Origin of the sequence: Streptomyces sp. NPDC002838 (assembly GCF_040295365.1) — a bacterium.
GTDB lineage: Bacteria > Actinomycetota > Actinomycetes > Streptomycetales > Streptomycetaceae > Streptomyces.
Genome location: NZ_JBEOVF010000040.1, coordinates 1 through 23483 on the forward strand (window position 1 = coordinate 1; position 23483 = coordinate 23483).

The 23483-nt window shown below is 70.6% G+C and carries 23 protein-coding genes and 1 pseudogene; 10 read left to right on the top strand and 14 right to left on the bottom strand.

Features of this window, described 5'->3' with window-relative positions; genetic code table 11:
* Nucleotides 1–323: 323 nt before the first annotated feature.
* The gene (locus ABT063_RS37030) at nucleotides 324–965 is read right to left on the bottom strand and encodes a DNA-3-methyladenine glycosylase (RefSeq protein ID WP_351064719.1); all 642 of its coding nucleotides are present in this window, start codon (nucleotides 963–965) and stop codon (nucleotides 324–326) included.
* Nucleotides 966–1132: 167 nt separating this feature from the next.
* Between ABT063_RS37030 and ABT063_RS37035 the strand changes: the two genes are divergently transcribed.
* From ABT063_RS37035 to ABT063_RS37045, 3 genes are all read left to right on the top strand, one after another.
* Nucleotides 1133–1915, top strand: coding sequence for a sporulation protein (locus ABT063_RS37035; RefSeq protein WP_351064721.1), 783 nt, complete (start codon nucleotides 1133–1135; stop codon nucleotides 1913–1915).
* Nucleotides 1916–1957: 42 nt separating this feature from the next.
* Nucleotides 1958–2497: a YbhB/YbcL family Raf kinase inhibitor-like protein gene (locus ABT063_RS37040; RefSeq protein WP_351064723.1), complete on the top strand. Its 540-nt coding sequence runs from the start codon at nucleotides 1958–1960 to the stop codon at nucleotides 2495–2497.
* 189 nt (nucleotides 2498–2686) lie between these two features.
* The gene (locus tag ABT063_RS37045) at nucleotides 2687–3193 is read left to right on the top strand and encodes an HNH endonuclease (protein WP_351064725.1); all 507 of its coding nucleotides are present in this window, start codon (nucleotides 2687–2689) and stop codon (nucleotides 3191–3193) included.
* Between the two features lie 74 nt (nucleotides 3194–3267).
* Here the strand turns inward: ABT063_RS37045 and ABT063_RS37050 are convergent, their stop codons facing one another.
* The 3 genes from ABT063_RS37050 to ABT063_RS37060 all read right to left on the bottom strand — a co-directional run bounded on the left by ABT063_RS37050 (nucleotide 3268) and on the right by ABT063_RS37060 (nucleotide 5671).
* Nucleotides 3268–4215 carry an SPFH domain-containing protein gene (locus ABT063_RS37050; protein WP_351064727.1) on the bottom strand — a complete coding sequence of 316 codons (948 nt, stop codon included), beginning with the start codon at nucleotides 4213–4215 and terminating at the stop codon, nucleotides 3268–3270.
* Nucleotides 4216–4358: 143 nt separating this feature from the next.
* On the bottom strand, nucleotides 4359–4790 hold the full coding sequence (locus tag ABT063_RS37055) for an NfeD family protein (protein WP_351064728.1): 432 nt from the start codon (nucleotides 4788–4790) through the stop codon (nucleotides 4359–4361).
* 83 nt (nucleotides 4791–4873) lie between these two features.
* Nucleotides 4874–5671, bottom strand: a complete 798-nt coding sequence (locus ABT063_RS37060; RefSeq protein ID WP_351064730.1) for an ABC transporter ATP-binding protein — start codon at nucleotides 5669–5671, stop codon at nucleotides 4874–4876.
* A gap of 151 nt (nucleotides 5672–5822) precedes the next feature.
* Between ABT063_RS37060 and ABT063_RS37065 the strand changes: the two genes are divergently transcribed.
* On the top strand, nucleotides 5823–6611 hold the full coding sequence (locus ABT063_RS37065; RefSeq protein ID WP_351064732.1) for an Rv1486c family protein: 789 nt from the start codon (nucleotides 5823–5825) through the stop codon (nucleotides 6609–6611).
* Nucleotides 6612–6963: 352 nt separating this feature from the next.
* Here ABT063_RS37065 and chpE read toward each other — a convergent pair whose 3' ends face one another.
* The 3 genes from chpE to ABT063_RS37080 all read right to left on the bottom strand — a co-directional run bounded on the left by chpE (nucleotide 6964) and on the right by ABT063_RS37080 (nucleotide 9146).
* Nucleotides 6964–7209 carry a chaplin ChpE gene (gene chpE, locus ABT063_RS37070; RefSeq protein ID WP_351064734.1) on the bottom strand — a complete coding sequence of 82 codons (246 nt, stop codon included), beginning with the start codon at nucleotides 7207–7209 and terminating at the stop codon, nucleotides 6964–6966.
* Nucleotides 7210–7366: 157 nt separating this feature from the next.
* Nucleotides 7367–8008 carry a response regulator gene (locus ABT063_RS37075; protein ID WP_351064735.1) on the bottom strand — a complete coding sequence of 214 codons (642 nt, stop codon included), beginning with the start codon at nucleotides 8006–8008 and terminating at the stop codon, nucleotides 7367–7369.
* Nucleotides 8001–9146, bottom strand: coding sequence for a GAF domain-containing sensor histidine kinase (locus tag ABT063_RS37080; RefSeq protein WP_351064736.1), 1146 nt, complete (start codon nucleotides 9144–9146; stop codon nucleotides 8001–8003). Before ABT063_RS37080 ends, ABT063_RS37075 begins: the two co-directional genes overlap by 8 nt.
* 186 nt (nucleotides 9147–9332) lie before the next feature.
* On the opposite strand from ABT063_RS37080, the gene ABT063_RS37085 reads away from it, so the two are divergent.
* From ABT063_RS37085 to ABT063_RS37095, 3 genes and pseudogenes are all read left to right on the top strand, one after another.
* Entirely contained in the window at nucleotides 9333–10028 is a 696-nt protein-coding gene (locus ABT063_RS37085) for an SDR family NAD(P)-dependent oxidoreductase (protein WP_351064738.1), read from the top strand.
* Nucleotides 10025–11196 (top strand): annotated as a pseudogene (locus tag ABT063_RS37090) (S-adenosylmethionine:tRNA ribosyltransferase-isomerase). The gene ABT063_RS37085 and the pseudogene ABT063_RS37090 overlap by 4 nt, the downstream one beginning before the upstream one ends.
* Before the next feature lie 299 nt (nucleotides 11197–11495).
* A complete protein-coding gene (locus ABT063_RS37095) occupies nucleotides 11496–12248 on the top strand; it encodes a transglycosylase SLT domain-containing protein (RefSeq protein WP_351064740.1) in 753 nt (250 codons plus the stop codon).
* Nucleotides 12249–12332: 84 nt separating this feature from the next.
* On the opposite strand, the gene ABT063_RS37100 is transcribed toward ABT063_RS37095, so the two are convergent.
* Entirely contained in the window at nucleotides 12333–14864 is a 2532-nt protein-coding gene (locus ABT063_RS37100; protein ID WP_351064742.1) for an ABC transporter ATP-binding protein/permease, read from the bottom strand.
* Between the two features lie 252 nt (nucleotides 14865–15116).
* Between ABT063_RS37100 and ABT063_RS37105 the strand changes: the two genes are divergently transcribed.
* Together ABT063_RS37105 and serB are read left to right on the top strand one after the other, a co-directional pair.
* Entirely contained in the window at nucleotides 15117–17393 is a 2277-nt protein-coding gene (locus ABT063_RS37105) for a streptophobe family protein (RefSeq protein WP_351064744.1), read from the top strand.
* Between the two features lie 198 nt (nucleotides 17394–17591).
* Entirely contained in the window at nucleotides 17592–18806 is a 1215-nt protein-coding gene (gene serB / locus ABT063_RS37110) for a phosphoserine phosphatase SerB (protein ID WP_351064746.1), read from the top strand.
* A gap of 163 nt (nucleotides 18807–18969) precedes the next feature.
* Here the strand turns inward: serB and ABT063_RS37115 are convergent, their stop codons facing one another.
* From ABT063_RS37115 to ABT063_RS37130, 4 genes are all read right to left on the bottom strand, one after another.
* Nucleotides 18970–19488, bottom strand: coding sequence for a SixA phosphatase family protein (locus ABT063_RS37115; protein ID WP_351064747.1), 519 nt, complete (start codon nucleotides 19486–19488; stop codon nucleotides 18970–18972).
* A gap of 66 nt (nucleotides 19489–19554) precedes the next feature.
* Nucleotides 19555–19761: a hypothetical protein gene (locus tag ABT063_RS37120; RefSeq protein WP_351064749.1), complete on the bottom strand. Its 207-nt coding sequence runs from the start codon at nucleotides 19759–19761 to the stop codon at nucleotides 19555–19557.
* A 166-nt stretch (nucleotides 19762–19927) separates the two neighbouring features.
* Nucleotides 19928–20044: an SGM_5486 family transporter-associated protein gene (locus ABT063_RS37125; protein WP_086023195.1), complete on the bottom strand. Its 117-nt coding sequence runs from the start codon at nucleotides 20042–20044 to the stop codon at nucleotides 19928–19930.
* Between the two features lie 91 nt (nucleotides 20045–20135).
* On the bottom strand, nucleotides 20136–21449 hold the full coding sequence (locus ABT063_RS37130) for a CynX/NimT family MFS transporter (RefSeq protein ID WP_351064751.1): 1314 nt from the start codon (nucleotides 21447–21449) through the stop codon (nucleotides 20136–20138).
* 70 nt (nucleotides 21450–21519) lie between these two features.
* Here ABT063_RS37130 and ABT063_RS37135 point away from each other — a divergent pair, with 70 nt between their 5' ends.
* Complete coding sequence (locus tag ABT063_RS37135; RefSeq protein WP_351064753.1) at nucleotides 21520–22212, top strand: FadR/GntR family transcriptional regulator; 693 nt, start codon at nucleotides 21520–21522, stop codon at nucleotides 22210–22212.
* On the opposite strand, the gene ABT063_RS37140 is transcribed toward ABT063_RS37135, so the two are convergent.
* Together ABT063_RS37140 and fabI are read right to left on the bottom strand one after the other, a co-directional pair.
* Nucleotides 22190–22540: a hypothetical protein gene (locus tag ABT063_RS37140; protein ID WP_351064755.1), complete on the bottom strand. Its 351-nt coding sequence runs from the start codon at nucleotides 22538–22540 to the stop codon at nucleotides 22190–22192. The two genes, ABT063_RS37135 and ABT063_RS37140, sit on opposite strands and share 23 nt — an antisense overlap.
* Nucleotides 22541–22712: 172 nt before the next feature.
* Nucleotides 22713–23480, bottom strand: coding sequence for an enoyl-ACP reductase FabI (gene fabI / locus ABT063_RS37145; RefSeq protein WP_351064757.1), 768 nt, complete (start codon nucleotides 23478–23480; stop codon nucleotides 22713–22715).
* Between the last annotated feature and the right edge of the window lie 3 nt (nucleotides 23481–23483).

Genomic DNA, 23483 nt, shown 5'->3' on the forward strand with positions numbered 1-23483 from the left:
GGACGCTTCCTTCGTACTCACCCGAGAGACTCTCTCGCGGCTTTCCTCCGGGCGCTTCCCTTCGGTCTTGCGTTTCCGACTCTATCAGATCCTTTCGGGCCTGATTCCCAGTCGGCGGGGCCTTTCGACATTCACTACGTTAACCGATTCCCGAGCCAACTCATAATCGAGTTCCGCGAGTCTGAATTCAGGCATGCGGGCATACCGAATTCGCCCTCGCTGGAGGGAAGTCGTAGGTAGTGGGTTGGCCGCTTCCGGCTGCTGGCTTTCGCCGTACCCGGGTCAAGCGGCTCGGGCCACATTACGCATCTTCGAAGGGCGAGTCAACTTCGGCGGCGCCTGGGGACGTGGGCCCGATAAGGGCTCACCGTCGGGTCGTTGGCGATCCAGTAACGCCAGGGATGGACGCCACCGTCGCCGGCCACGCCGGTGCGCGGGCCGCTGAGTACCTGGTCGGGGGGCACGGAGCTACCGGTCAGCACCCGCAGCGGCGTATCGCCGGCCGCGCACGCGTCCGTGCCGTCCAGGGCTCTGTCGACGTCGAGGGCCGTGGCCAGGCGGGCCGGGCCTTTGGCCAGTTCATTGTCGTTTCGGGCCGAGAGTCGACGTTTGCGAGCCAGTTCGGCTCCTTCGATGATCTCTCCGGCGCGGAGGAGGACGGCGCTGGCTCGGCCCTCCGGACCGCACACGAGGTTCATGCAGAACCACATGCCATAGGTGAAGTAGACGTACACGTGTCCGGGCGGACCGAACATCACGCCGTTGCGGGCCGTGCGGCCGCGATAGGCGTGGGAGCCGGGGTCGTTCGGGCCGTCGTAGGCCTCTACCTCCGTGAGGCGGAGCGTGATCGGACCGTCCGGGGTGGTGCGCACGAGGATGCGGCCCAGTAGGTCGGGTGCGACCTCCAGTACGGGCCGGTCGAAGAACTCTCGGGGCAGGGGCGTACGGTCGGGGGTCGCGATCATGCTCTCCGAGGGTAGTGCAGACGGGTGGGTGCACCGGGGTGGTCAGGGGGCGTTCGCCTTGCCAGGGTGAGGGCGCGGAACCGGCCGCGGCCGGATTGCGTTTGTATGGATCAAGGACCCGCGCGGGTGAAGCGCAGGAAGCTCAAGAAGCAGGACGAGGGAGAGACATGGCGTTCAAGAAGCTGCTCGCGAGCCTGGGGGCCGGCGGGGCTTCGGTGGAAACGGTGCTGACCGAGGTCAACGTCGTTCCGGGCGGTGTCGTCCAGGGTGAGGTGCGGATCCAGGGCGGGTCCGTCGACCAGCAGATCGAGGCGCTGTCGGTCGGGTTGCAGGCCAAGGTCGAGGTCGAGAGCGGCGACCAGGAGTACAAGCAGGACATCGAGTTCACCAAGCAGCAGCTCGGCGGGGCCTTCGAGCTGAAGGCGAACGCCGTGCACGCGGTGCCGTTCGGGCTGGAGATCCCGTGGGAGACGCCGATCACAATGATCGACGGGCACGCACTGCCGTCGATGCACATCGGTGTGTCCACGGAGCTGGAGATCGCCCGCGCGGTGGACTCCGGTGACCTGGACCCGCTCCACGTGCACCCGCTGCCCGCGCAGAAGGCGATTCTGGACGCGTTCATCCAGCTGGGCTTCCGTTTCAAGAACGCGGACATGGAACGCGGCCGCATTCGCGGGACGCGGCAGAAGCTGCCGTTCTACCAGGAGATCGAATTCCTGCCGCCGCAGCAGTACCGGGGGCTGAACCAGGTCGAGCTGAGCTTCGTCGCGGACGAGAGCGTGATGGACGTCGTCCTGGAGATGGACAAGAAGCCGGGTCTGTTCAGCGAGGGCAGTGACACCTTCCGCTCGTTCCAGGTGGGTCTGCACGACTACCAGAGCACCGACTGGGCGGCGTACCTCAACCAGTGGCTGTCCGAAGTCGGCAGCAAGCGCAACTGGTTCTAGGCTCGGAACCACTGACTCCAGAACCGATCAGGAGGTACCGAGGTGACCGAGCTCAAGAGGCGGCCGCTCCCCCACGACTTCCATCCGCCCGTGCCGTCGTTCACGGTGACGAGCGAGGACGTCGCGGAGGGCGCGACGCTCAAGGACGCTCAGGTCTACGCGGCCGGCAACACCTCGCCGCATCTGCGGTGGGAGGGCTTCCCGCCCGAGACCAAGAGCTTCGCCGTGACCTGCTACGACCCCGACGCCCCGACGGGCAGCGGGTTCTGGCACTGGGTGGTGTTCGACATTCCGGCCTCGGTTACCGAGCTGCCGGTGGGTGCGGGCAGCGGCAAGTTCGAAGGGCTGCCGGAGGGCGCCGTACAGGCTCGGAACGACTACGGGACGAAGGACTTCGGTGGCGCCGCGCCACCGCCCGGGGACGGACCGCACCGGTACGTGTTCACCGTGTACGCCGTGGACCAGGAGAAGCTCGGTCCCGACGCGGACGCGACGCCTGCCTTTGTGGGCTTCAACCTGCGGTTCCACACGATCGCGCGCGCCCAGCTGATCGGTGAGTACGAGGTGCCCGCCGAAGCCTGACGTTCATGGAACGTTTGCCCGCCCCTGGTCTTGGAAGTGATCAGGGGCGGGCATTTTTGTTGCCGGGGGTCGCGGGGGTCACCCCCCGTGGGAGCAGCAGATATTGCGTTGTCCATCTCGGCGTGCCCGGCCAGAGTTGATCCCAGCCCGCCATGGGGTGGGCCGGTGCACACGGGAGGTGGGCTGGTGATGCGGGACACGCTGGTACTGAACGCGAGCTTCGAGCCGCTGTCGACGGTGACGTTGAACCGAGCCGTCGTTCTGGTGCTTCAGGACAAGGCCGTCGTCGAGCAGTCCCACCCCGAACTGCGCATGCGGGGAGCGGTGGTCGACATACCGGCGCCCCGGGTGATCAGGCTGTGCAGGTACGTACGGGTGCCGTTCCGAAGACAAGCTCCGTGGTCGAGGCGAGGCGTTCTGGTGCGCGACCGGCACCGGTGCGCGTACTGCGGCAGGCGGGCGACGACCGTGGACCACGTGGTGCCGCGGTCGCAGGGGGGTCAGGACACCTGGCTGAACACGGTGGCCTCGTGCGCGGAGGACAACCACCGCAAGGCCAACCGGACTCCGGAGCAGGCGGGTATGCCGCTGCTGCGGGAGCCGTTCGAGCCGACGCCGGCGGACGCGATGTTGCTGGCTCTGGGACAGGACGACTTCGCCGCGCTGCCGGAGTGGCTGGCACAGCCGGCGGCCTAGGCCGCAGCCGTACGTAGATCCGGGGCCCGCCTCCCGAAGCAGGAGGCGGGCCCCGGTCTCGTACCAGAACGTCGTCAGTCGATCGACGGCTTCTCGCGGCGTTCCGTGCCCGCGCCGCCGTTGCCCGAACCGCCCGAACCTCCGACCATGGGGCCGAAGTTGCCCATGGCACCGCTCAGTCCCTTGAGCGCGTCGCCGATCTCGCTGGGCACGATCCACAGCTTGTTGGCGTCGCCCTCAGCGATCTTCGGGAGCATCTGGAGGTACTGGTAGGCGAGGAGCTTCTGGTCCGCGTCTCCGGCGTGGATGGACTCGAAGACCGTACGAATGGCCTGGGCCTCGCCCTCGGCGCGCAGGGCGGCGGCCTTGGCCTCACCCTCGGCGCGCAGGATCTGGGACTGCTTCTCACCTTCGGCGGTGAGGATCGCGGCCTGGCGCGTACCTTCGGCGGTGAGGATCGCGGCGCGCTTGTCACGGTCGGCGCGCATCTGCTTCTCCATCGAGTCCTGGATGGAGGTCGGGGGCTCGATGGCCTTCAGTTCCACGCGGTTGACGCGGATGCCCCACTTGCCGGTGGCCTCGTCGAGGACGCCGCGCAGGGCTGCGTTGATCTCCTCGCGGGAGGTCAGGGTCCGCTCCAGGTCCATGCCACCGATGATGTTGCGGAGCGTGGTGACGGTGAGCTGCTCGATCGCCTGGATGTAGCTGGCGACTTCGTAGGTCGCCGCCCGGGCGTCGGTCACCTGGTAGTAGATGACCGTGTCGATGTTCACCACCAGGTTGTCCTGGGTGATCACCGGCTGGGGCGGGAAGGGAACGACCTGTTCACGCAGGTCGATGCGGTTGCGGATGGTGTCGATGAACGGGACGACGATGTTGAGTCCCGCATTGAGTGTCCGCGTGTAGCGGCCGAAGCGCTCAACAATGGCGGCGCTCGCCTGCGGGATGACCTGGATCGTCTTGATCAGGGCGATGAAGACCAACACCACCAGAATGATCAAGACGATGATGACCGGTTCCATCGTGCTCTCCCCGTACCCTTCTCCGCCTAGGCGCCTTCGGAAAGATCTTATGCTTGTTGAAGATCTTGCTGGTCGAGTGTGACAGACCGTCGCGTACCTCGTGGTGCGTTCGGTTCAGTTACGTCCTGCCCCAACTGACGAGGTCACATGACGATCGCCGTGGCCCCCTCGATGTCCACGACGTCCACTTCCTGGCCTACTTCGTAGGCGCGGTCGGTGTCGAGGGAGCGGGCCGACCAGACTTCCCCGGCGAGCTTGATCCGGCCGCCGGAGCCGTGGACGCGCTCCAGTACGACGGCCTGTTTGCCCTTCAAGGCGTCCACCCCTGTGGCGAGTTCGGGTCGCTGCGCGCGGTGCCGGGTGGCGATGGGCCGTACTACGGCGATGAGGGCGACCGAGACGACGGCGAAGACGAGCACTTGGACGACGACGCCGCCGCCGAGTCCGGCCGTGGCCGCGGCGGCGAGGGCGCCCACGGCGAGCATGCCGAGTTCTGGCATCGCCGTCACCACGAGCGGGATTCCGAGCACTGCCGCGCCGATGAGCCACCACACCCATGCGTCGATGTCGTTCACATGGTCATGGTAGGTCCGCGGGCCCTGCCTCCGACAGGGCGCAGGGTGCTTGAAACGGGCTTCTTACCCGGGAGTTGGGGGTGTCAGGACATCGGGAGACCCTGTGCGGTCCAGCGGTCGCCCACCTGTTCGACGACGAGTGGGAGGCCGAAGCAGAGGGAGAGGTTGCGGGAGGTGAGCTCCAACTCCAGCGGGCCGGCGGCGAGGACCTTGCCCTGGCGGATCATCAGGACGTGGGTGAAGCCGGGGGCGATCTCCTCGACGTGGTGGGTGACCATCAGCATCGAGGGGGCGATCGGGTCGCGGGCGAGGCGGCCGAGACGGCGTACGAGGTCCTCGCGGCCGCCGAGGTCGAGGCCGGCTGCGGGCTCGTCGAGCAGGAGCAGCTCGGGGTCGGTCATCAGGGCGCGGGCGATGAGGGTGCGCTTGCGCTCGCCCTCGGAGAGCGTGCCGAACTTGCGCTCCAGGTAGTCGCTCATGCCGAGGCGGTCGAGGAAGGCGCGGGCGCGCTGCTCGTCGATCTCCTCGTAGTCCTCCTGCCAGGTGGCCGTCATGCCGTACGCGGCGGTCAGCACGGTCTGCAGGACGGTCTGGCGCTTGGGCAGCTTGTCGGCCATGGCGATGCCGGCCATGCCGATGCGCGGGCGCAGCTCGAAGACGTCGGTGCCGGGCGTGCCGAGGGTCTCGCCGAGGATGGTGGCGGTGCCCTTGCTGGGGTAGACATAGCTGGAGGCGACGTTCAGGAGGGTGGTCTTGCCGGCGCCGTTCGGGCCCAGGATGACCCAGCGCTCGCCCTCCTTCACCGACCAGGAGACCTGGTCCACCAGAGCCCGGCCCTCGCGGACCACGGATACGTCCTGAAGCTCCAGAACATCGCTCATGAGCGCGTTGTCTCCCCTTGCAGTGTGGCCGGTCTCGGCTGTCGCGTACGCCTGTGGCTCGGTCCGCCGCGCCGGTGGGCGCAGCCCTCAAGGAAATCTACGCCACGGGTGGGCCCGGACATTCCATCGGTCCGGTCCTTAGGGTGGGGGCATGCTCACGGAACCACGCTCTGGACGCCTTGCCGCTTGGGGAAATGCCCTGTTGGCCGGACTTGTCTCGCCGGATGACGCCGTGCTCGCGATCGTCGGGGAGGACGCGGTGCACCGGGTCGAGGGGCTGCCGGGTGAGACGGCGCCCGTCGGGCTCACGCTCGCGCTGGGGCGGCTGCGGTCGCTCGGTGTGACGGGGCTGCGGGTCGCGCTGCCCGCGCCCGGGCATCCGCTGGGGCTGAGCGGGCCGCCGGAGTTCAACGCGCGGGCGCTGGACGCGGAGGAGGCGGTCGTCTGTCACGGCGTCGCGCTGGGGCTGGTGCCCGAGGTGTACGAGGCCGGGCCCGCCGGTGATGTTCATGTCGAGGTGGTGTGGCATGTGCTTCCCGTGCGGGAGGCGCCGCCTGCCGATGTGCCGTCGCTCGGGGAGGCCGAGCGGGAGCTGGCGGAGGCGCTGCGGGAGGCGACCGAGGTGCTCACTCGGCTGGATGTGGCCGGGTCGGGGCCGGTGGCGGAGGCGGCGATCGAGGCGTATCGGGCGCGGGCCGAGCGGGGGCGGGAGATGTTGGCGCCGGGGTATCCGGGCCGGGCGGTGCGGGTGCTGGAGTTGGCGCAGCGGGTGGGGTTCCTGGTGTCGCTGGCGTCTGAGAACGGGCCCGGGGGTGCGGTGAGCGCGTCCGAGATGGCGGCGCGGGGAGTTGCGTTGCGGCCGGTGGAGCGGACGGCTCGGCGGGCTGCTGTGGCGGCTTACAACGCGTATGTGGAGGAGCGGGAGAAGGGGGTGCGGTGAGCCTCTGTTTGCTGGTGTCCCGGCGTGAGGCCGGGCGGGGGTGGGTCGCGCAGCCCGGCGCTTACGAGGTGCCGCCTCTCCTTGGGTCGGGAGCCGCCCCAGCGGCACGACTGCCCGCAGCTGACGCGGAGCGGCTGACCGCAGCCTGACGGCCGGGCGGGGGCGGCACCGCAGCCTGACGGCCAGCGGGGGCAGCGCGGCGGCCTGACGGCGTCGGCTGACCACGGCTGGGCGGGATCGGCTGCACGCGGCGGGGCGGGCGCCACCGCCTGTGGCGTACCAGCGGCAAAACTGACCGGCCTCCCGGGCGTGCCCGGGAGGCCGGAGGTCACTGGCCGCTGGGCGGCATCGGTCAGTGGTTGACGCCCTCGTTGCCGAAGGCGGGGTTCAGCACGCCGACGACGTTCACGCTGTTGCCGACCGCGTTCACGGGGATGTCCACCGGGGCCTGGACGAGGTTGCCCGAGGCGACGCCGGGCGAGCCCACGGCCTTGCCGTCGGCGTGCGCGCCGTCGGTGGCGGAGGCCATTCCGGCACCGGCGGCGAGCAGACCGCCGGCCACCATCGTCACGGCCGCTGCCTTCTTCAGGTTCTTCACTTCTAAGCCCTCCTAGCGATTGCCACGGCCAGTCGCCGCAGCACGCACTGGAGAACGGCGGAGATCCGCGAAGGATGCGCCATCCGGGGGACATTCCCACGACGGTATGAATCTCAGTCCGGAGCGGAACCCTCCGTATTGCCATTTGAAGCGTATTTCAGCCGGTCACACCATGGCGTACGGCCCACAGGGCGGCCTGGGTGCGGTCGGCGAGGTCGAGTTTCATCAGGATGTTCGAGACGTGCGTCTTGACGGTCTTCTCGGAGAGGACGAGCGCGCGGGCGATCTCCCGGTTGGAGCGGCCGTCCGCTATCAGCCCGAGGACCTCGCGCTCCCGCTCGGTGAGCGAACCGCCTCTGCCCTGGCCGGTGTTGCTCTCCTCCTGGGACAACAGGGCGCCCGCCACCTCGGGCTGCAGCAGGATGTGGCCGGCGTGCACGGAGCGGATGGCGCCGGCCAGGGCGTCGGGGTCGACGTCCTTGTAGACGTACCCGGCGGCGCCGGCGCGCAGGGCCGGGACGACCGTGCGCTGTTCGGTGAAGCTGGTGACGATCAGCACGCGCGCGGGGTTGTCGAGTTCGCGGAGCTTGCGCAGGGCGTCGACGCCGTCCATGCCCGGCATCTTGACGTCCATGAGGACGACGTCGGGTTTCAGCTCCTCGGCGCGGGCGACGCCTTCGGCTCCGTCGGCCGCCTCGCCCACGACCTCGATGTCGTCCTGCACTTCGAGGAACGTGCGCAGCCCCCGGCGGACCACTTGGTGGTCGTCGACGAGCAGCACCTTGATTGCGTCAGCCACCGGGGACCTCCATCTCGATCGTGGTGCCCTTGCCGGGCGCCGATTCCACGGTCAGCGCGCCGCCGACCCCGCTCGCCCGGTCCCGCATGGAGACCAGGCCCAGATGGCGTCCCGCGCTGCGTATCCCCTGCGGGTCGAAGCCGCTGCCGTCGTCGGTGACCCGCAGGACGACTCCGCTGCCGCGCCGGTCCAGGGTCACGTCGACGTGCTCGGCTCCGGAGTGCCGCAGGGCGTTGTGCAGGGCCTCCTGGGCAACCCGGAGCAGTGCCTCCTCCTGGGCGGCGGGCAGGGCGCGGACGCCTCGGCCGTCGAAGGTCACACGGGCGGCGTGGGCACGGTCCAGGACCTGGATCTGGGTGCGGAGGGTCGCGACCAGGCCGTCCTCGTCGAGTGCCGCGGGGCGCAACTCGACGACGGCGGCGCGCAGTTCGTCGGCGGCCTCGGCGGCGAGCGCGGCCGCCTGCTGGAGCTCGCCCTTGGCACGCGACGGGTCGCGGTCGACCAGAGTGGCGGCCGCCTGGGCGGTCAGGCGCAGGGAGAACAGCTTCTGGCTGACCGCGTCGTGCAGTTCGTGCGCGAGGCGCGAGCGTTCCTCGGCGATCGTCAGTTCGCGGCTGCGTTCGTAGAGCCTGGCGTTGGTCAACGCGATCGCGGCGTGCTGGGCGAGGATGGAGAGCAGTTCCTCGTCGTCCTCTGTGAAGCCGCAACTGCCTTCTTGTTTTTGGCAGTTCTTGTTGGCCAGGAAGAGGGCGCCGATGACCTCGTCGCCGTCGCGGATCGGCAGGCCCAGGAAGTCGGCCAGGTCGGGGTGAGCGGACGGCCACCCCTCGAAGCGGGGGTCCTTGCGCACGTCTGCGAGGCGCTCGGGCCTGGCCTCGTGCAGCATCGCCGCGAGGATGCCGTGCTGGCGTGGCAGGGGGCCGATGGCCTTCCACTGCTCGTCGCTGACGCCGTCGACCACGAACTGGGCGAAGCCGCCGTGGTCGTCCGGGACGCCGAGCGCGGCGTACTGCGCGTCGAGCAGCTCGCGGGCCGAGGCGACGATCGTCTTGAGGACGTCGCGCACCTCGAGGTGCCTGCTCATGGCCAGCAGCGCGGAGCTCACCGCGGCGAGGCCGGACCGGGGGCCTTGACTCATGCCCTCACGGTACCGGCGGGGTGTGACAGTCCGTATCGGACCTGTGGCGGCCGCTTCCTAGGCCGGTGGGCCTAGGGCGAAGGACCCCGCCGCTTTGCTGCCCGCGTCCGAGGCGGCCCGGGCGGTGTCGTTCCTACGTTGGGGTCACGCCGATCAGGAGGCGTCGAAGACGAGGGGACGTGTGTCATGCCGGTAGCGATCATCACGGGGGCCTCGAAGGGGCTGGGGCGGGCGCTCGCCGAGGCGCTGGCCGCGCGCGGCTGGGATCTGGTGCTCGACGCCAGAGGCGCTCAGGCCCTCAAGGAGGCGGCGGAGGCCGTGTCCGCGCACAGGACGCGCGTGACCGCCCTGCCGGGGGACGTCACGGACGCCCGGCACCGGAGCGAGCTGGTGGCGGCGGCGCGGCAGCTCGGCGGGCTCGACCTGCTGGTGAACAACGCGAGCGCGCTGGGCGCCGAGCCGCTGGTCCGGCTGGCGGAGCTGCCGCTGGAGGGGCTGCGGCGAGCGCTGGAGGTGAACGTGGTGGCCGCGCTGGGGCTGGCCCAGGAGGGGCTGCCGCTGCTGCGGGCGTCCGCGGCGGGCACGGTGATCGCGGTCAGCTCGGACGCGGCCGCCGAGGCGTACGAGACGTGGGGCGGCTACGGGGCGTCGAAGGCGGCCCTGGACCACCTGGCGGCGGTGTTCGCCGCGGAGGAGCCCGGGCTGCGGGTCTGGGCGGTGGATCCCGGGGACATGGCCACGGACCTGTACGCGGCGGCCGTACCGGAGGACGAGGATCCGCGGCCGGAGCCGGCCAGTGTGGTCCCGGCGTTCCTGCGGCTGCTGGAGGAGCGTCCCGCGAGCGGGCGCTACGGGGCTCCCGCCCTGCTGGAGGGGCGATGACGCTGGCGATGGGGGTGCCCCCGCTCGAGCCCGTTCGAGAGTGGGGGAAGGTGCCGGAGGAGCTGTCGGCCCGGGTGCCGGTCGAGCAGCGTGGAGCCGGGCTCGACCGGGACGCGGTACGGCTGCTCGTGTCGCGTGGCAGTGAGGTGTCGCATCACGCGTTCGTCGAACTGCCCCGGCTGCTGCGCGCGGGGGACCTGTTGGTCGTCAACACGTCTCCCACGCTGGCTGCCGCCGTGGACGGGTGGACCGGGCACGCGCGTGTGGTGGTGCACTTCTCCACGCGCGGGGACGACGGGCGGTGGGCGGTCGAGCTGCGGGACGCCGACCGGAAGGGCACCACGCGCGCGCGTGCCGGCGGTCCCGCGGGGACGCTGGTGCGGCTGCCCGGGGGTGTGCGGCTGGTTCTGGAGGAGCCGGTGAGCCCGGGGAGCGAGCGGCTGTGGTGGGCGCGGGTGTCGGGGGCGGGGGTCCTCGGGATGCTGCGGGAGCACGGGCGGCCGATTCGTTACTCCTATACGGAGCGGGACCAGCCGTTGTCCGTGTACCAGACGGTGTTCGCGCTGCCGTCCGGCGACGGGTCGGGCAGTGCGGAGATGCCGAGTGCGGCGCGGCCCTTCACCGCGCGGCTGGTGGCGGAGCTGGTGAGCCGGGGTGTGCAGTTCGCGCCGATCACGCTGCACACCGGGGTGGCCTCGGCGGAGGCGCACGAGCCGCCGTATCCGGAGCGCTTCGCGGTGCCGGAGGCGTCGGCGCGGCTGATCAACGCGGTGAAAGCGAATCAAATAAGGCGCGAAGCGCTTCCTGTGAAGGGTGGTGGTGGGAGACCGGCGGGCGGCAGGGTCGTGGCGGTCGGTACGACGGCCGTACGGGCCGTGGAGACGGCCGCCGGGCCCGACGGGGTGGTGCGGGCGGCCGAGGGGTGGACGGACCTCGTGGTGACGCCCGAGCGGGGCGTACGGGTGGTCGACGGGCTGCTGACCGGGCTGCACGAGCCGGAGGCCTCGCATCTGCTGATGCTGGAGGCGGTCGCCGGGCGGGCGGCGATCGACCGCAGCTACGCGGAGGCCCTGCGCGGGCTCTACCTGTGGCACGAGTTCGGGGACGTGCACCTCATTCTCCCGGAGGAGGCCCTCACACAGAGCATTGCTTCAGCAACTGCTGGTGAGACTGTTACATGCCCGATGTGAGCCCGCACATAGGGCGCAGATCACGTACTAGGTGAAATAGCAGACATACCCTTCCACCCTGAACGGGACAGACGTTCTGGTCTGTCCCGTTTTGTCATTCCCTGATCCACTACCGGGGGTAGTAGGTCACACCTTTGCCTGGCCTTTTTGCGGCCGCTAAGAATGGCTGCCGTCGCTCAGCGCCGCGGGTTCCGCCCGCGGCGTTTGTGCAGGAAGCACCCGTGTCCGCCGCCGGACATGAGCGACCTCCGCGCTATTCGAAGAGGTCCAACCCGCCATGCCCAAGAACACTTCCCTTCGTGACCGCAGTCGCGCCCTGACCCGGACGCACAAGATCGCGATCGCCGGTGTAGCCACGCTCGGTGCCGCCGCCGTCGTGTTCACCACGGTGCCGGGCGGGCAGACGACCACGTCCGAGGCGGCCGCCGCCTCGAAGCCGGTGGCCTACAGCTCCGAGCAGCTCAAGGGTCTCCGGTCCGGCGTCAGCGAGCAGCTCGCCGGTGCCAGCCTCCAGAGCCAGGCCCTCCAGGCGAAGGAGAAGGCCGAGGCCGAAGCCGCCGCCAAGAAGAAGGCCGCCGAGGCCGCCGCGAAGCAGAAGGCCGCCGCGGCCGCGGCCAAGAAGAAGGCCGAGCAGGAGCGCACGGCGAAGGAGGCCGCGAGCCGGTCCGCCAAGCGCGTCCAGGTCAAGGCGGTCGCCGCCAAGAGCTACTCCAACAACCTCGACGGCTGGATCCGCGAGTCCCTGGACATCATGAAGAAGAAGGGCATCCCGGGCTCGTACAACGGTCTGCACCGCAACATCCTGCGGGAGTCCTCGGGCAACCCCAACGCGATCAACAACTGGGACATCAACGCCATCAACGGCGTGCCCTCCAAGGGCCTGCTCCAGGTGATCCCGCCGACCTTCAAGGCGTACCACGTGGCCGGCACGTCGTGGAACATCTACGACCCGATCGCCAACATCACGGCCGCCGCGAACTACGCGGCCGACAAGTACGGCTCGATCGACAACGTCAACGGCGCGTACTGAGTCCGGCGCGGGCCTCTGACCGCACGGTGAAGGGCGGCGCCCCCACCGGGGAGGGTGCCGCCCTTCACCGTCGTACGGCGGAGGCTACTTGCGCATGACCTCGGGCTCGTGGCGGCGCAGGAAGCGGGCCACGAAGAAGCCGCAGATCACGCCGAGGGCGATCAGGGCGGCCATGTCCATGCCCCAGGCGCCGAGGGTGTGCTCCCACAGCGGGTCGGTGTCGCCGGGCTTCTCCGGCGGGCTGATCTTGTTGAAGTCCAGCGTGGCGCCCGCGGCGGCGACCGCCCAGCGCGACGGCATCAGGAACGAGAACTGGTTGACGCCGATCGAGCCGTGCAGGGCGACGAGGCAGCCGGTGAACACCACCTGGATGATCGCGAACATCACCAGCAGTGGCATGGTCTTCTCGGCGGTCTTCACCAGCGAGGAGATGACCAGGCCGAACATCATCGAGGTGAAGCCCAGCGCCATGATCGGCAGGGACAGCTCGATGAGCGTGAGGTTGCCGAGGACCAGGCCCTCCTCGGGGATCTCCCGGCTGGTGAAGCCGATGACACCGACCATCAGGCCCTGGAACAGGGTGATCATGCCGAGCACGAACACCTTGGACATCAGGTACGCCGAGCGGGACAGGCCGGTGGCGCGTTCCCGCTCGTAAATGACCCGTTCCTTGATCAGCTCGCGGACGGAGTTGGCGGCGCCGGCGAAGCAGGCGCCGACCGCGAGGATCAGCAGGACCGTGGTGGCCGTGCCGTTGGGGATGATGCGGCCCGCCGCGTTGGGCTGGTTGGGCAGCAGGCTGTTGCCCGGCTCGATGAGCAGGCTCACCGCGCCGAGCACGGCCGGCTGAATCACCATCAGGGCGAGGAAGAGCTTGTCGGAGGCGATGACCGAGACATAGCGGCGCACCAGCGTGCCCCACTGGGACATCCAGCCCTGCGGCTTCGGCGGCTTCATCGCCTGCATGGGCGGAACCTGTACGGACTGCGGCGCGACGGCGTCGATGTCCGCGGCGTACATCTGGTAGTGCTGCGAGCCCTTCCAGCGGCCCGCCCAGTCGTAGTCGCGGTAGTTCTCGAAGGCGGAGAAGACGTCGGCCCAGGTGTCGTAGCCGAAGAAGTTCAGGGCCTCCTCGGGTGGGCCGAAGTAGGCGACCGCGCCGCCCGGCGCCATCACCAGGAGCTTGTCGCACAGCGCCAGCTCGGCCACGGAGTGGGTGACGACGAGGACCGTGCGGCCGTCGTCGGCGAGGCCGCGCAGCAGCTGCATGACGTCGCGGTCCATGCCCGGGTCGAGGCCGGAGGTCGGCTCGTCCAGGAAGATCAACGACGGCTTGGTGAGCAGCTCCAGGGCCACGGATACGCGCTTGCGCTGGCCGCCGGAGAGAGAGGTGACCTTCTTCTCCTTGTGGATGTCCAGCTTCAGCTCGCGCAGCACCTCGTCGATGCGGGCCTCGCGCTCGGCGCCCGTGGTGTCGGCGGGGAAGCGCAGCTTGGCCGCGTACTTGAGGGCCTTCTTGACGGTCAGTTCCTTGTGCAGGATGTCGTCCTGCGGGACCAGACCGATGCGCTGGCGCAGCTCGGCGAACTGCTTGTACAGGTTCCGGTTGTCGTACAGGACGTCGCCCTGGTCGGCGGGCCGGTAGCCGGTCAGCGCCTTGAGCAGGGTCGACTTGCCGGAGCCGGACGGGCCGATGACCGCGACCAGCGACTTCTCCGGGACGCCGAAGGAGACGTCCTTGAGGATCTGCTTGCCGCCGTCGACCGTGACGGTCAGGTGCCGGGCCGAGAAGGAGATCTCACCGGTGTCGACGAACTCCTCGAGGCGGTCGCCGACCAGGCGGAACGTGGAGTGGCCGACGCCGACGATGTCGTTCGGGCCGAGCAGCGTGGAGCCGCCCTTGGCGATCGGCATGCCGTTGACGTACGTGCCGTTGTGCGAGCCGAGGTCGCGGATCTCGTAGCGGCCGTCCGGCGTGGCGTGGAACTCGGCGTGGTGCCGGGAGACCTGGAGGTCGGAGACGACCAGTTCGTTCTCCAGGGCACGGCCGATGCGCATCACTCGGCCGAGCGAGAACTGGTGGAACGTGGTCGGGCTGCGATCGCCGTAGACCGGCGGCGCCCCCGCGCCACCACCGGGACCCTGTTGCGGCGGGATGTGCGCGGCGTGCTGCGGCGCGGCCTGCTGCGGCTGCTGCCAGTCGGCCTGCGGGACCTGCTGCTGCGGTGCCTGCGGCGCCTGTTGGGCCGGCGCCCAGCCGGGGTTCGCGCCCTGTGCCGCGTACGGCTGCTGGGGCTGAGCCTGCGGCGAGGCGACGGACGCCGCCGCGCCGGAGACGTTCACGCGCGGTCCGTCGGTCGCGTTGCCGAGGTGCACGGCCGAGCCGGCGCCGATCTCCAGCTGATGGATCCGCTGACCCTGCACGAACGTGCCGTTGGTGCTGCCGTGGTCCTCGATGACCCAACTGCGGCCATTCCAGCTGATCGTGGCGTGACGCCAGGACACCCTGGCGTCGTCGAGCACGATGTCCCCCTGCGGATCGCGTCCGAGGGTGTATGGCCTGGACGCATCGAGCGTCCAGGTCCGTCCGTTCAATTCCAGTACGAGTTCCGGCACTCCATGCCCCACTGAGTAGTCCCCCGAGTTACCCCCATCACAGGGAGTCTAGGGATGTCGAACATCGTCGGGAACTATTTCAGGCTCCGCCCCCTGACCGAAAGTCGGGCCTTGTGAAGACCACGCACACGCGCTTCGACTGGTTCCGTTGACGGGGTTGAAACCGGCCCGGAGAGTGGTAATCCACGCGAGGGGGACATGCGCGGCGACCCGGCCGCGCCGCGGATCGGGGGGTCTGCCATGAGTGCGTCCATGAGCGTCGAGACCGCGAAGCACGGTACGAGGCTGCCGTGGGGGGACATCCTGCTGTCCGCGATCGCCTCTGTGAGCTGGGCGTTGATCGGTATGGCCGGCACGGCGGCGCTCGGCCTGCATCTGCTGGAGGCGGACACGGCGGGCTCGTTGGGGCCGATGACCGCGGCGGTGGTGGCTCTTGGGGCGGGTGGTTCGGTCACACCGTCCGGGGATGTGTCGGCGTTCGGGTTGACGGGCGCGGAGGCGGCGACCGCCATCGAGATCACGCCACTGGGTGTCAGCCTCGTCGGCGCGCTGCTGTTGTCGTGGTTCTTCTTACGGTCCCTGCGGGCGGCCGGAGTTGTGATAGCGCCGTCCGAACTCCTCGCGCGTGCGGGGGCGGTGGTCGCGATGTTCGTGGCGATGCTGGGCGGGCTGGCCTGGGCGGGGCACGACGTCATCACGATCGACGGGAGCTCACTGGGGCTCGACGACCTGCCCGGCGGGGGTGGGGGCGGCGGCATCGAGATTCCCGGGGTGGGCGACATCGGGGACATCGAGGGGCTGCTGCCCGACCAGATCGGCGACCTCATCGACGCGCAGGCCGCGGTCGGCTTCACCGTCGACACCGCGCCCACGCTGCTGGGCGGGCTGGGCTGGTCGGCCGGGGTCCTGCTGATCGCGCTGCTCGCCTCGCGCCGCACGCCGCTGCCGCGCGGCTGGGAGGCCGTGCACCGTGTCGTACGGCCGGCCGCGTCCGCCCTCGTCACGGTGCTGCTGGTGGCGGTGGCCGCGGGGTTCGCCGCCGCGGCGTACGCGGCGATCGGCGACGACCATCCGAAGCGGATCGCCGGAGCGGCGCTGCTGGGCGCGCCGAACGGGGTGTGGCTGGGGATTCCGATCGGTCTGTTCGTGCCGTGGGACGGCAAGGCGACCGGCGAACTGATCCGACTGCTCCCCGACCCGCTGGACGACCTCCTGAGCCCCGGCACCGACCAGAACGTCACGCTGGGGCGGCTGGCCGACCTGGACGGACGGGTGTGGCTGCTGGGGGTAGCGGCGGCGCTGATGATGCTGCTGGCGGGGGTGCTGATGGCTGTGCGGACGCCTGTTGGGGTTGTGAGGGGCGAGGCTGGGGGCGCTTCGGGTGCTGGGGATTCGGCGGGTGCGGGGTCCTGGGGCAGGGCAGGTGCCGAGTCCAGCGGTGTGGCGGGTGTGGGCGGGGATGCCGGGTCCGGGGCCGCTGTGGGCGCGAGGGCCGGTTCCGGAGGCGTACGGGATCCTGGTGCCCTCGGTTTCGCGGGGCGGTGTGCTGTGCGGCTCGGGGTCGCGACCGCGTTGACGCTGCCGCTGCTCGCCTGGCTGACGGAGGTGTCCGTGGACGCCTCGCTGTCCGTGCTCGGCTTCGACGCGCTCGGCGCCGGGATCGACCTGCGCGGGAACCTCGGCATGGCGCTGCTGCTCGGCGCGGTGTGGGGCGCGGGCGCGGGGGCCGCCGGGGCGCTGCTCGCCCGTGCGACCGGGGCGGCGGGGCAGCGGGCGGCACCACTGGCGCTGGGTGCGGTGGCGTGGGCGCGGCCGGGCGGAGGGCCGGTGGCTGGGGGTGCCGGGGGGGCGCCGTTCGAGGGCGAGGCGGGTGCGCCGTATGCCCGGGACAGCGGGGGGCCATATGCCGGCGAGGCGGGTGGGCCGTACGCCCGGGGAAGCCGAGAGCCACATGCCGACCAAGCTGGGGGTCCGTACGCTCCGGACAGCGGAGGACCATATGCCGGCGAGGCAGGAGCGCCGTACGCCGGCCAGGCGGAGAGGCACAGGTATGTCGGTGAGCCCGGGGAGCAGCGCGCCGGTGAGGCCGGTCCGTACGCCCCCAACGCGCCGTACCGTCCGCCGAACCCGGCCACCAATCCGTATCTGCGGGTTCCGGAGGAGCTGAGGGAGCCGGAGGAGCTGAGGGAGCCGGAGGATGCGCGGCCGCCCGGTGCAGGGCCGGGGCCGGGAGGTGCGCGAGCGCCTCAAGACCGGCCGCCCGCTGCGAGGCGGCCCGGTGAGGAAGCGGGGTCGGAGGAGGACAAGCGGGCGTCCGACCAGGCGCGGCGGCCCGGTGGCCCCCCGCCGCCCGGTGACGACGTGTACGGCGCGCCCACGGTGGCCCGGCCGATCGGGCCGCCACCTCGGTCGTACCGGAAGTCCCCCAGGTCACGGCCCGGAGACCGGCCGTCGGGCGACGACGGGCCTCCTCCCCCGCCCCCACCGCCACCACCGCCTCCGCCGGGCAGGCCGAAGGGGCGGCGGTGATCGGCGCGGGGCGGCGAGCCGAGGCCGCGACAGGTGCCGTATGTGTCGCATGTGCCGTGGGAGTCGACCGGCCCCAGCGCGGAGAGGATGTGGCCCGTTGGTAAGGTCCGCGTCACCGGCCTGACGCCCAGTGTTCCGTGTCCGCCAGACGGACCACAGGGGCGCAAGGCACTGCGTGCCGGATACGGTGGGAACACCATGAGCGCATCGCAGACCTCGTCCTCCGACGCCCCTACTCTCCTCGTCAAGATCTTCGGCAAGGACAGGCCAGGGATCACGGCCGGCCTCTTCGACACCCTCGCCGCCTACTCCGTCGACGTGGTCGACATCGAGCAGGTCGTCACCCGTGGCCGGATGGTGCTGTGCGTGCTCGTGACCGAGCCGCCGCGCGGACTGGAGGGGGATCTGCGGGCGACCGTCCACAGCTGGGCGGAGTCGATCAAGATGCAGGCCGAGATCATCTCCGGCCGCGGCGACAACCGGCCGCGCGGACTCGGACGCTCCCTGGTGACCGTGCTCGGGCATCCGCTCACCGCGGACGCCACGGCGGCCATCGCGGGCAGGATCACCAAGGTCGGCGGCAACATCGACCGTATCTTCCGGCTCGCCAAGTACCCGGTGACGGCGGTGGAGTTCGCGGTGTCCGGCGTGGAGACCGAGCCGCTGCGCACCGCCCTGGTGACCGACGCGGCGGCGCTCGGCGTGGACGTCGCGGTCGTCGCGGCCGGACTGCACCGGCGCGCGCAGCGCCTGGTCGTCATGGACGTGGACTCGACGCTCATCCAGGACGAGGTGATCGAGCTCTTCGCCGCGCACGCCGGCTGTGAGGACAAGGTCGCCGAGGTGACGGCGGCCGCGATGCGCGGGGAGCTGGACTTCGAGCAGTCGCTGCACGCGCGCGTGGCGCTGCTGCAGGGGCTGGACGCCTCGGTGGTGGACAAGGTGCGCAGCGAGGTGCGGCTGACGCCGGGCGCGCGCACGCTGATCCGCACGCTGAAGCGGCTCGGCTACCAGGTGGGGGTCGTCTCGGGCGGCTTCACCCAGGTCACGGACGATCTGAAGGAGCGGCTCGGGCTGGACTTCGCCCATGCCAACACGCTGGAGATCGTCGACGGGAAGCTCACCGGCAGGGTCACCGGCGAGATCGTGGACCGGGCGGGCAAGGCGCGGCTGCTGCGCCGGTTCGCCGCGGAGGCGGGTGTGCCGCTCGCCCAGACGGTGGCGATCGGCGACGGCGCCAACGATCTGGACATGCTCAACGCGGCGGGTCTCGGGGTCGCCTTCAATGCCAAGCCTGTGGTGCGGGAGGCCGCGCACACGGCGGTGAACGTGCCGTTCCTGGACACGGTCCTGTACCTGCTGGGCGTGACCCGCGAAGAGGTCGAGGCGGCGGACGCGCACGACGAGGACTGAGCAGTATCGCGGATCCGGCCGCGGGGCCGGGAATCGCACGGCGAAGGTCCAGCCGTGTCGCGGACCGAGCCGCGGGCCGGGAAGCGCACCGCGAAGGCCGGGCCGCCGCGCACGATGAAGGGCCCGGCACCGCTGCGGCGCCGGGCCCTGTGCGTGGGTCGGGTCAGTCGGACGGCGCCCAGTAGTCGAGCAGGGTGGCCGCGCCCGGCTCCAGGGTCTTCCAGGAGCCCTCGAAGGACAGGACGGCGAAGGCGGCGGTCGGGAAGCCGCGGCGGCTCATCCGCTCACGGGCCTCCTCATCGGCCGAGCCGGCCAGGATGTCGGCGAGCCCCTGTACACCGGGGTTGTGCCCGATGAGAAGGATGTTCTGCGCGTCGTCGGAGGTTTCGTTGAGCACGGCGATCAGCTCGCCGGGCGAGGCCTCGTAGATCCGCTCCTCGTAGACGGTCTTCGGCCGCTGCGGGAATTCCTGGACGGCGAGCTTCCAGGTCTCGCGCGTTCGGGTCGCGGTGGAGCACAGGGCCAGGTCGAAGGAGAGGCCGGTGTCGGCCAGCCTCCGTCCGGCCTCTGCCGCGTCTTTTCGGCCCCGATCGGCGAGCGGCCGCTCGTGGTCGGTCACCTGTGGCCAGTCGGCCTTCGCATGCCGGAAAAGGACAATCCTGCGGGGTTCTGCGACGCTCATGGGATCCAGCTTCGCATGAAACAGGCCATGGGGCGCAGGGAGTTGACGGGGCGGCTCCGAGGGTGTTCAGCGCGTTATCAGCTGCTGCACGCGCTCGAGGAGATGGGTGACGGCGGGGTCACCGGAGGCCGCCTGCGCGTCCGTCGGGTTCAGGATCAGGGCCAACAGCACGATGAAGGCGAGCGTGGGCAGTGCGAGGGCCCACCAGGGCAGCCGGATGTCGACGCCGCCCCGGGGCGCCGGGTGGGGCCGGGTGGGGATGTGGGCCGACATGGACGCCTCCGCTGGTCTTCGATGCCGCGTGGTCCGCTTCCCGCGGTCACATCTCGAAGCTACGGAATCCTGAGCCCTCAACCCATCCGGTGATCCACCCAGTTGACCCTGACACTCGCCCCCTAGGGGATGGTGGGGCTAGCCCCACCCGGAGGAGGAGATCCGGTCAGGGCGAGGCGATCGTCGCGATGATGGCGATGATCACGAAGATGGCGAAGAACGAGCCGAAGACGAGCAGCATCTTCTTCTGGCCGTTCTGGGGGTTCGGGTCGAGCACTGGCATACGGCAAGTCTCGCACCCGTCGTCCGCCCCGGAATCCCCGGGGTCCCGCACCGGAATCCCCGGGGTGAGGCCGACCGGGCCCGGGGAGGGCTCAGCGGGCCGCCTCGTCCTCCACCGTGCGGCTGCGGCCCGCGAGGACACCCACCACCATCTGCGGGATCATCAGACCGGTCATGAGGGCGATCGGCAGGCCCCAGCCGCCGCTGTGCTGGTAGAGCACGCCGACCAGGAGCGGGCCGGGGATGGAGATCAGATAGCCGGTGCTCTGCGCGAAGGCCGACAGCTGGGCGACGCCCGTGCCGGTCCTGGCCCGCATCCCGACCATCGTGAGGGCCAGCGGGAAGGCGCAGTTGGAGACGCCGAGCAGCACGGCCCAGGCCCAGGCGCCGCCGGCCGGCGCGAAGTACAGGCCGGCGTATCCGGCGAGACCGCAGACGCCGAGCGCGATCACGATCGGCCCCTGGTTCGGCAGCCGGGTGGCGACGCGCGGGATGACGAAGGCCAGCGGCACGCCCATCACCATGGTGACGGCGAGCAGCAGCCCGGCCGTGCTCGCGGGCACTCCGGCGTCCCGGAAGATCTGCGCCATCCAGCCCATGGTGATGTAGGCGGCGGTGGCCTGGAGTCCGAAGAAGACAGCGAGGGCCCAGGCGATACGGCTGCGGGTGATCCGCACGGCGGCCGTCGGCTCCTCACGCGCGGGCTCCTCCCGCGAGGCGGCGGCCTGGGCGGTGCCCCGCTCCCGGACGAGCGGGATCCACGGCACCACGGCCACCGCCGCCAGGAGCGCCCACATCGCGAGCCCGGACTGCCAGCTGCCGCCCAGCGCCTCGGTCATCGGTACGGTCACCGCCGCCGCGGCCGAGGTGCCGAGGGCGAGCGCCATCGAGTACAGGCCGGTCATGGAACCGACCCGGTCCGGGAACCAGCGCTTGACGATGACCGGCATCAGGACGTTGCTGACCGCGATGCCCATGAGCGCGAGGGCACTGGCGGCCAGGAAGCCTGCCGTACTGCCCGCGTACGGCCGTATGAGCAGGCCGGCCGAGATGGCGGCCATGCCCGCGCACACCACCGCGCCCGGCCCGAAGCGGCGGGCCAGCCGGGGGGCCATGCCGCCGAAGAGGGCGAAACAGAGCGGGGGTACGGAGGTGAGGAGTCCGGCCACGCTGCCGCTCATGCCGAGCCCGTCGCGGACCTCTTCCAGGAGGGCGCCCAGGCTGGTGATGGCGGGGCGGAGGTTGACGGCGGACAGCATGATGCCGACGACGACCAGGCGGGTCGCCCACGCGCGCGAGGGCGACCCCGTGGACACAGTGGCTCCTTCGGAGTCGCTCGCGGACGGACTGCGTACCTTCGTGGACTTCGTCGTCCGGGTTCCCTGATGTGCCATGTCGCCCATCATAGAATCATGGGATGATTGGTGGTTCACTTCCAGGCCGCTCGCTCCGGCCCCGCCCGTGCGAAGGTGTGTCATGCCCCTGAGTCATCCCCGCCGTTCGGCGCTGTCCGAGCAGGTCATCGCCGCGTTGCGCCACCAGATCACCTCGGGCGAGTGGCCGGTCGGATCCCGGATCCCGACGGAACCCGAGCTGGTCGAGCAGCTCGGTGTCGCCCGCAACACCGTTCGCGAGGCCGTCCGCGCGCTCGCCCACAACGGTCTGCTGGACATCCGCCAGGGCTCCGGCACATATGTCGTGGCGACGAGCGAGCTGGCGGGCGTGATGCAGCGCCGCTTCGCCGGCGCGGACCCGCGGCACATCGCGGAACTGCGCTCCACGCTGGAGTCTGCCGCCGCCAGGCTGGCCGCCCAGCGGCGCACCGAGAAGGACCTCAAGCAGCTCGACGCGCTCCTCGTACGGCGTGAGGAGGCGTGGGAGTCGGGCGACGCGGAGGCGTTCGTGACGGCGGACGCGACCTTCCACCTGGCGGTCGTGGCCGCGTCGCACAACGACGTGATGACCGCGATGTACGCGGACCTGAGCGAGGTGCTGCGGGACTGGCTGCGCGATGACATCGGCCAGGAGCTGACGCCCGAGACGCACATGGACCACACGCGGCTCGTCGACGCGATCCGCACGGGCGACGCGGCGGCGGCCGCCGAGGAGGCCGCCAGCTATCCGTTCCTGTGCCGCCCGGGCCGGTTCAACGCCCCTTCCGGTGGCTGATCCACACAGAGCGGACCTCTTTCCAGCAGCGGCCGGTCAGCCGCACGGTCTGCGCGGGCCCGGCCTCGACCGGGGCCCCGTCGCTGTCGACGTCCCACCAGCGTTCGCACTCGATGTGCAGGCTGACGTGGTCGGGCTGCGGATAGGGGTTGTGGCAGTACGCCGTCACCTGCGAGCCGGTGACGCGGCTGCGGCACCAGGCACCGAACAGCTCCGGTGAGGGGGCTTTGCGTACGTCCACGCGCGCGTGCGGTATCGCCTCGTGGGGCAGGCACAGTGCGAGAGAGAGGGCGACGGTCGCTGAGGCCAGGCTGCGGGACGTGCGCACAAGGGGACCTCCTCGGCCGTGCTGGGGAGGGAAGCGCGTGAGGAACGCCTATTCCAGAGTGCGCAGTTGTGGCCCCCGCCCGCCCGGCCGAATAGGCCGAACGAGTGAGCGGTGAGGGCCCGCGCCCTTTCGGACGCGGGCCCTCACTCTCGGTCGAGCCACAGCGGCGGCGTCACGCACCGATCGCGTGCAGACCGCCGTCCACATGGATGATCTCGCCCGTGGTCTTCGGGAACCAGTCGCTCAGCAGGGCGACGACACCGCGACCGGCCGGCTCGGGGTCCTTGAGGTCCCACTCGAGGGGGGCGCGGGTGTCCCACACGGAGGCCAGCTCCGCGAAGCCCGGGATGGACTTGGCGGCCATCGAGCCGATCGGACCCGCGGAGATGAGGTTGCAGCGGATGTTCTGCTTGCCCAGGTCGCGCGCCATGTAGCGGCTGGTCGCCTCCAGGGCGGCCTTGGCGGGACCCATCCAGTCGTACTGCGGCCAGGCGTACTGCGCGTCGAAGGTGAGGCCGACGACCGAGCCGCCGTTCTGCATCAGCGGCAGGCACGCCATGGTCAGCGACTTCAGGGAGTACGCCGAGACGTGCATGGCGGTGGCGACGGACTCGAACGGCGTGTTGAGGAAGTTGCCGCCGAGGGCGTCCTGCGGGGCGAAGCCGATGGAGTGGACGACACCGTCCAGGCCACCCAGTTCCTCGCCGACGATGTCGGCCAGCCGCCCGAGGTGCTCGTCATTGGTGACGTCGAGCTCGATGACCTTGGTGGGCTTGGGGAGCTTCTTGGCGATGCGCTCGGTCAGCGTGGGCCGCGGGAAGGCGGTCAGGATGATCTCGGCGCCCTGCTCCTGGGCCAGCTTGGCGGTGTGGAAGGCGATGGAGGACTCCATCAGCACACCGGTGATCAGGACGCGCTTGCCCTCGAGGATTCCGCTCATGGT

What these genes read in the sequence shown, in the direction of transcription:
- ABT063_RS37060 (WP_351064730.1), bottom strand. Translation starts at nt 5,671, where the DNA reads ATGAGCGATGTTCTGGAGCTTCAGGACGTATCCGTGGTCCGCGAGGGC.
- ABT063_RS37065 (WP_351064732.1), top strand. Translation starts at nt 5,823, where the DNA reads ATGCTCACGGAACCACGCTCTGGACGCCTTGCCGCTTGGGGAAATGCC.
- fabI (WP_351064757.1), bottom strand. Translation starts at nt 23,480, where the DNA reads ATGAGCGGAATCCTCGAGGGCAAGCGCGTCCTGATCACCGGTGTGCTG.
- ABT063_RS37120 (WP_351064749.1), bottom strand. Translation starts at nt 19,761, where the DNA reads ATGTCGGCCCACATCCCCACCCGGCCCCACCCGGCGCCCCGGGGCGGC.
- ABT063_RS37030 (WP_351064719.1), bottom strand. Translation starts at nt 965, where the DNA reads ATGATCGCGACCCCCGACCGTACGCCCCTGCCCCGAGAGTTCTTCGAC.
- ABT063_RS37085 (WP_351064738.1), top strand. Translation starts at nt 9,333, where the DNA reads ATGCCGGTAGCGATCATCACGGGGGCCTCGAAGGGGCTGGGGCGGGCG.
- ABT063_RS37125 (WP_086023195.1), bottom strand. Translation starts at nt 20,044, where the DNA reads ATGCCAGTGCTCGACCCGAACCCCCAGAACGGCCAGAAGAAGATGCTG.
- serB (WP_351064746.1), top strand. Translation starts at nt 17,592, where the DNA reads ATGAGCGCATCGCAGACCTCGTCCTCCGACGCCCCTACTCTCCTCGTC.
- ABT063_RS37035 (WP_351064721.1), top strand. Translation starts at nt 1,133, where the DNA reads ATGGCGTTCAAGAAGCTGCTCGCGAGCCTGGGGGCCGGCGGGGCTTCG.
- ABT063_RS37080 (WP_351064736.1), bottom strand. Translation starts at nt 9,146, where the DNA reads ATGAGTCAAGGCCCCCGGTCCGGCCTCGCCGCGGTGAGCTCCGCGCTG.
- ABT063_RS37105 (WP_351064744.1), top strand. Translation starts at nt 15,117, where the DNA reads ATGAGCGTCGAGACCGCGAAGCACGGTACGAGGCTGCCGTGGGGGGAC.
- ABT063_RS37045 (WP_351064725.1), top strand. Translation starts at nt 2,687, where the DNA reads ATGCGGGACACGCTGGTACTGAACGCGAGCTTCGAGCCGCTGTCGACG.
- ABT063_RS37095 (WP_351064740.1), top strand. Translation starts at nt 11,496, where the DNA reads ATGCCCAAGAACACTTCCCTTCGTGACCGCAGTCGCGCCCTGACCCGG.
- ABT063_RS37130 (WP_351064751.1), bottom strand. Translation starts at nt 21,449, where the DNA reads ATGATGGGCGACATGGCACATCAGGGAACCCGGACGACGAAGTCCACG.
- ABT063_RS37050 (WP_351064727.1), bottom strand. Translation starts at nt 4,215, where the DNA reads ATGGAACCGGTCATCATCGTCTTGATCATTCTGGTGGTGTTGGTCTTC.
- ABT063_RS37115 (WP_351064747.1), bottom strand. Translation starts at nt 19,488, where the DNA reads ATGAGCGTCGCAGAACCCCGCAGGATTGTCCTTTTCCGGCATGCGAAG.
- ABT063_RS37135 (WP_351064753.1), top strand. Translation starts at nt 21,520, where the DNA reads ATGCCCCTGAGTCATCCCCGCCGTTCGGCGCTGTCCGAGCAGGTCATC.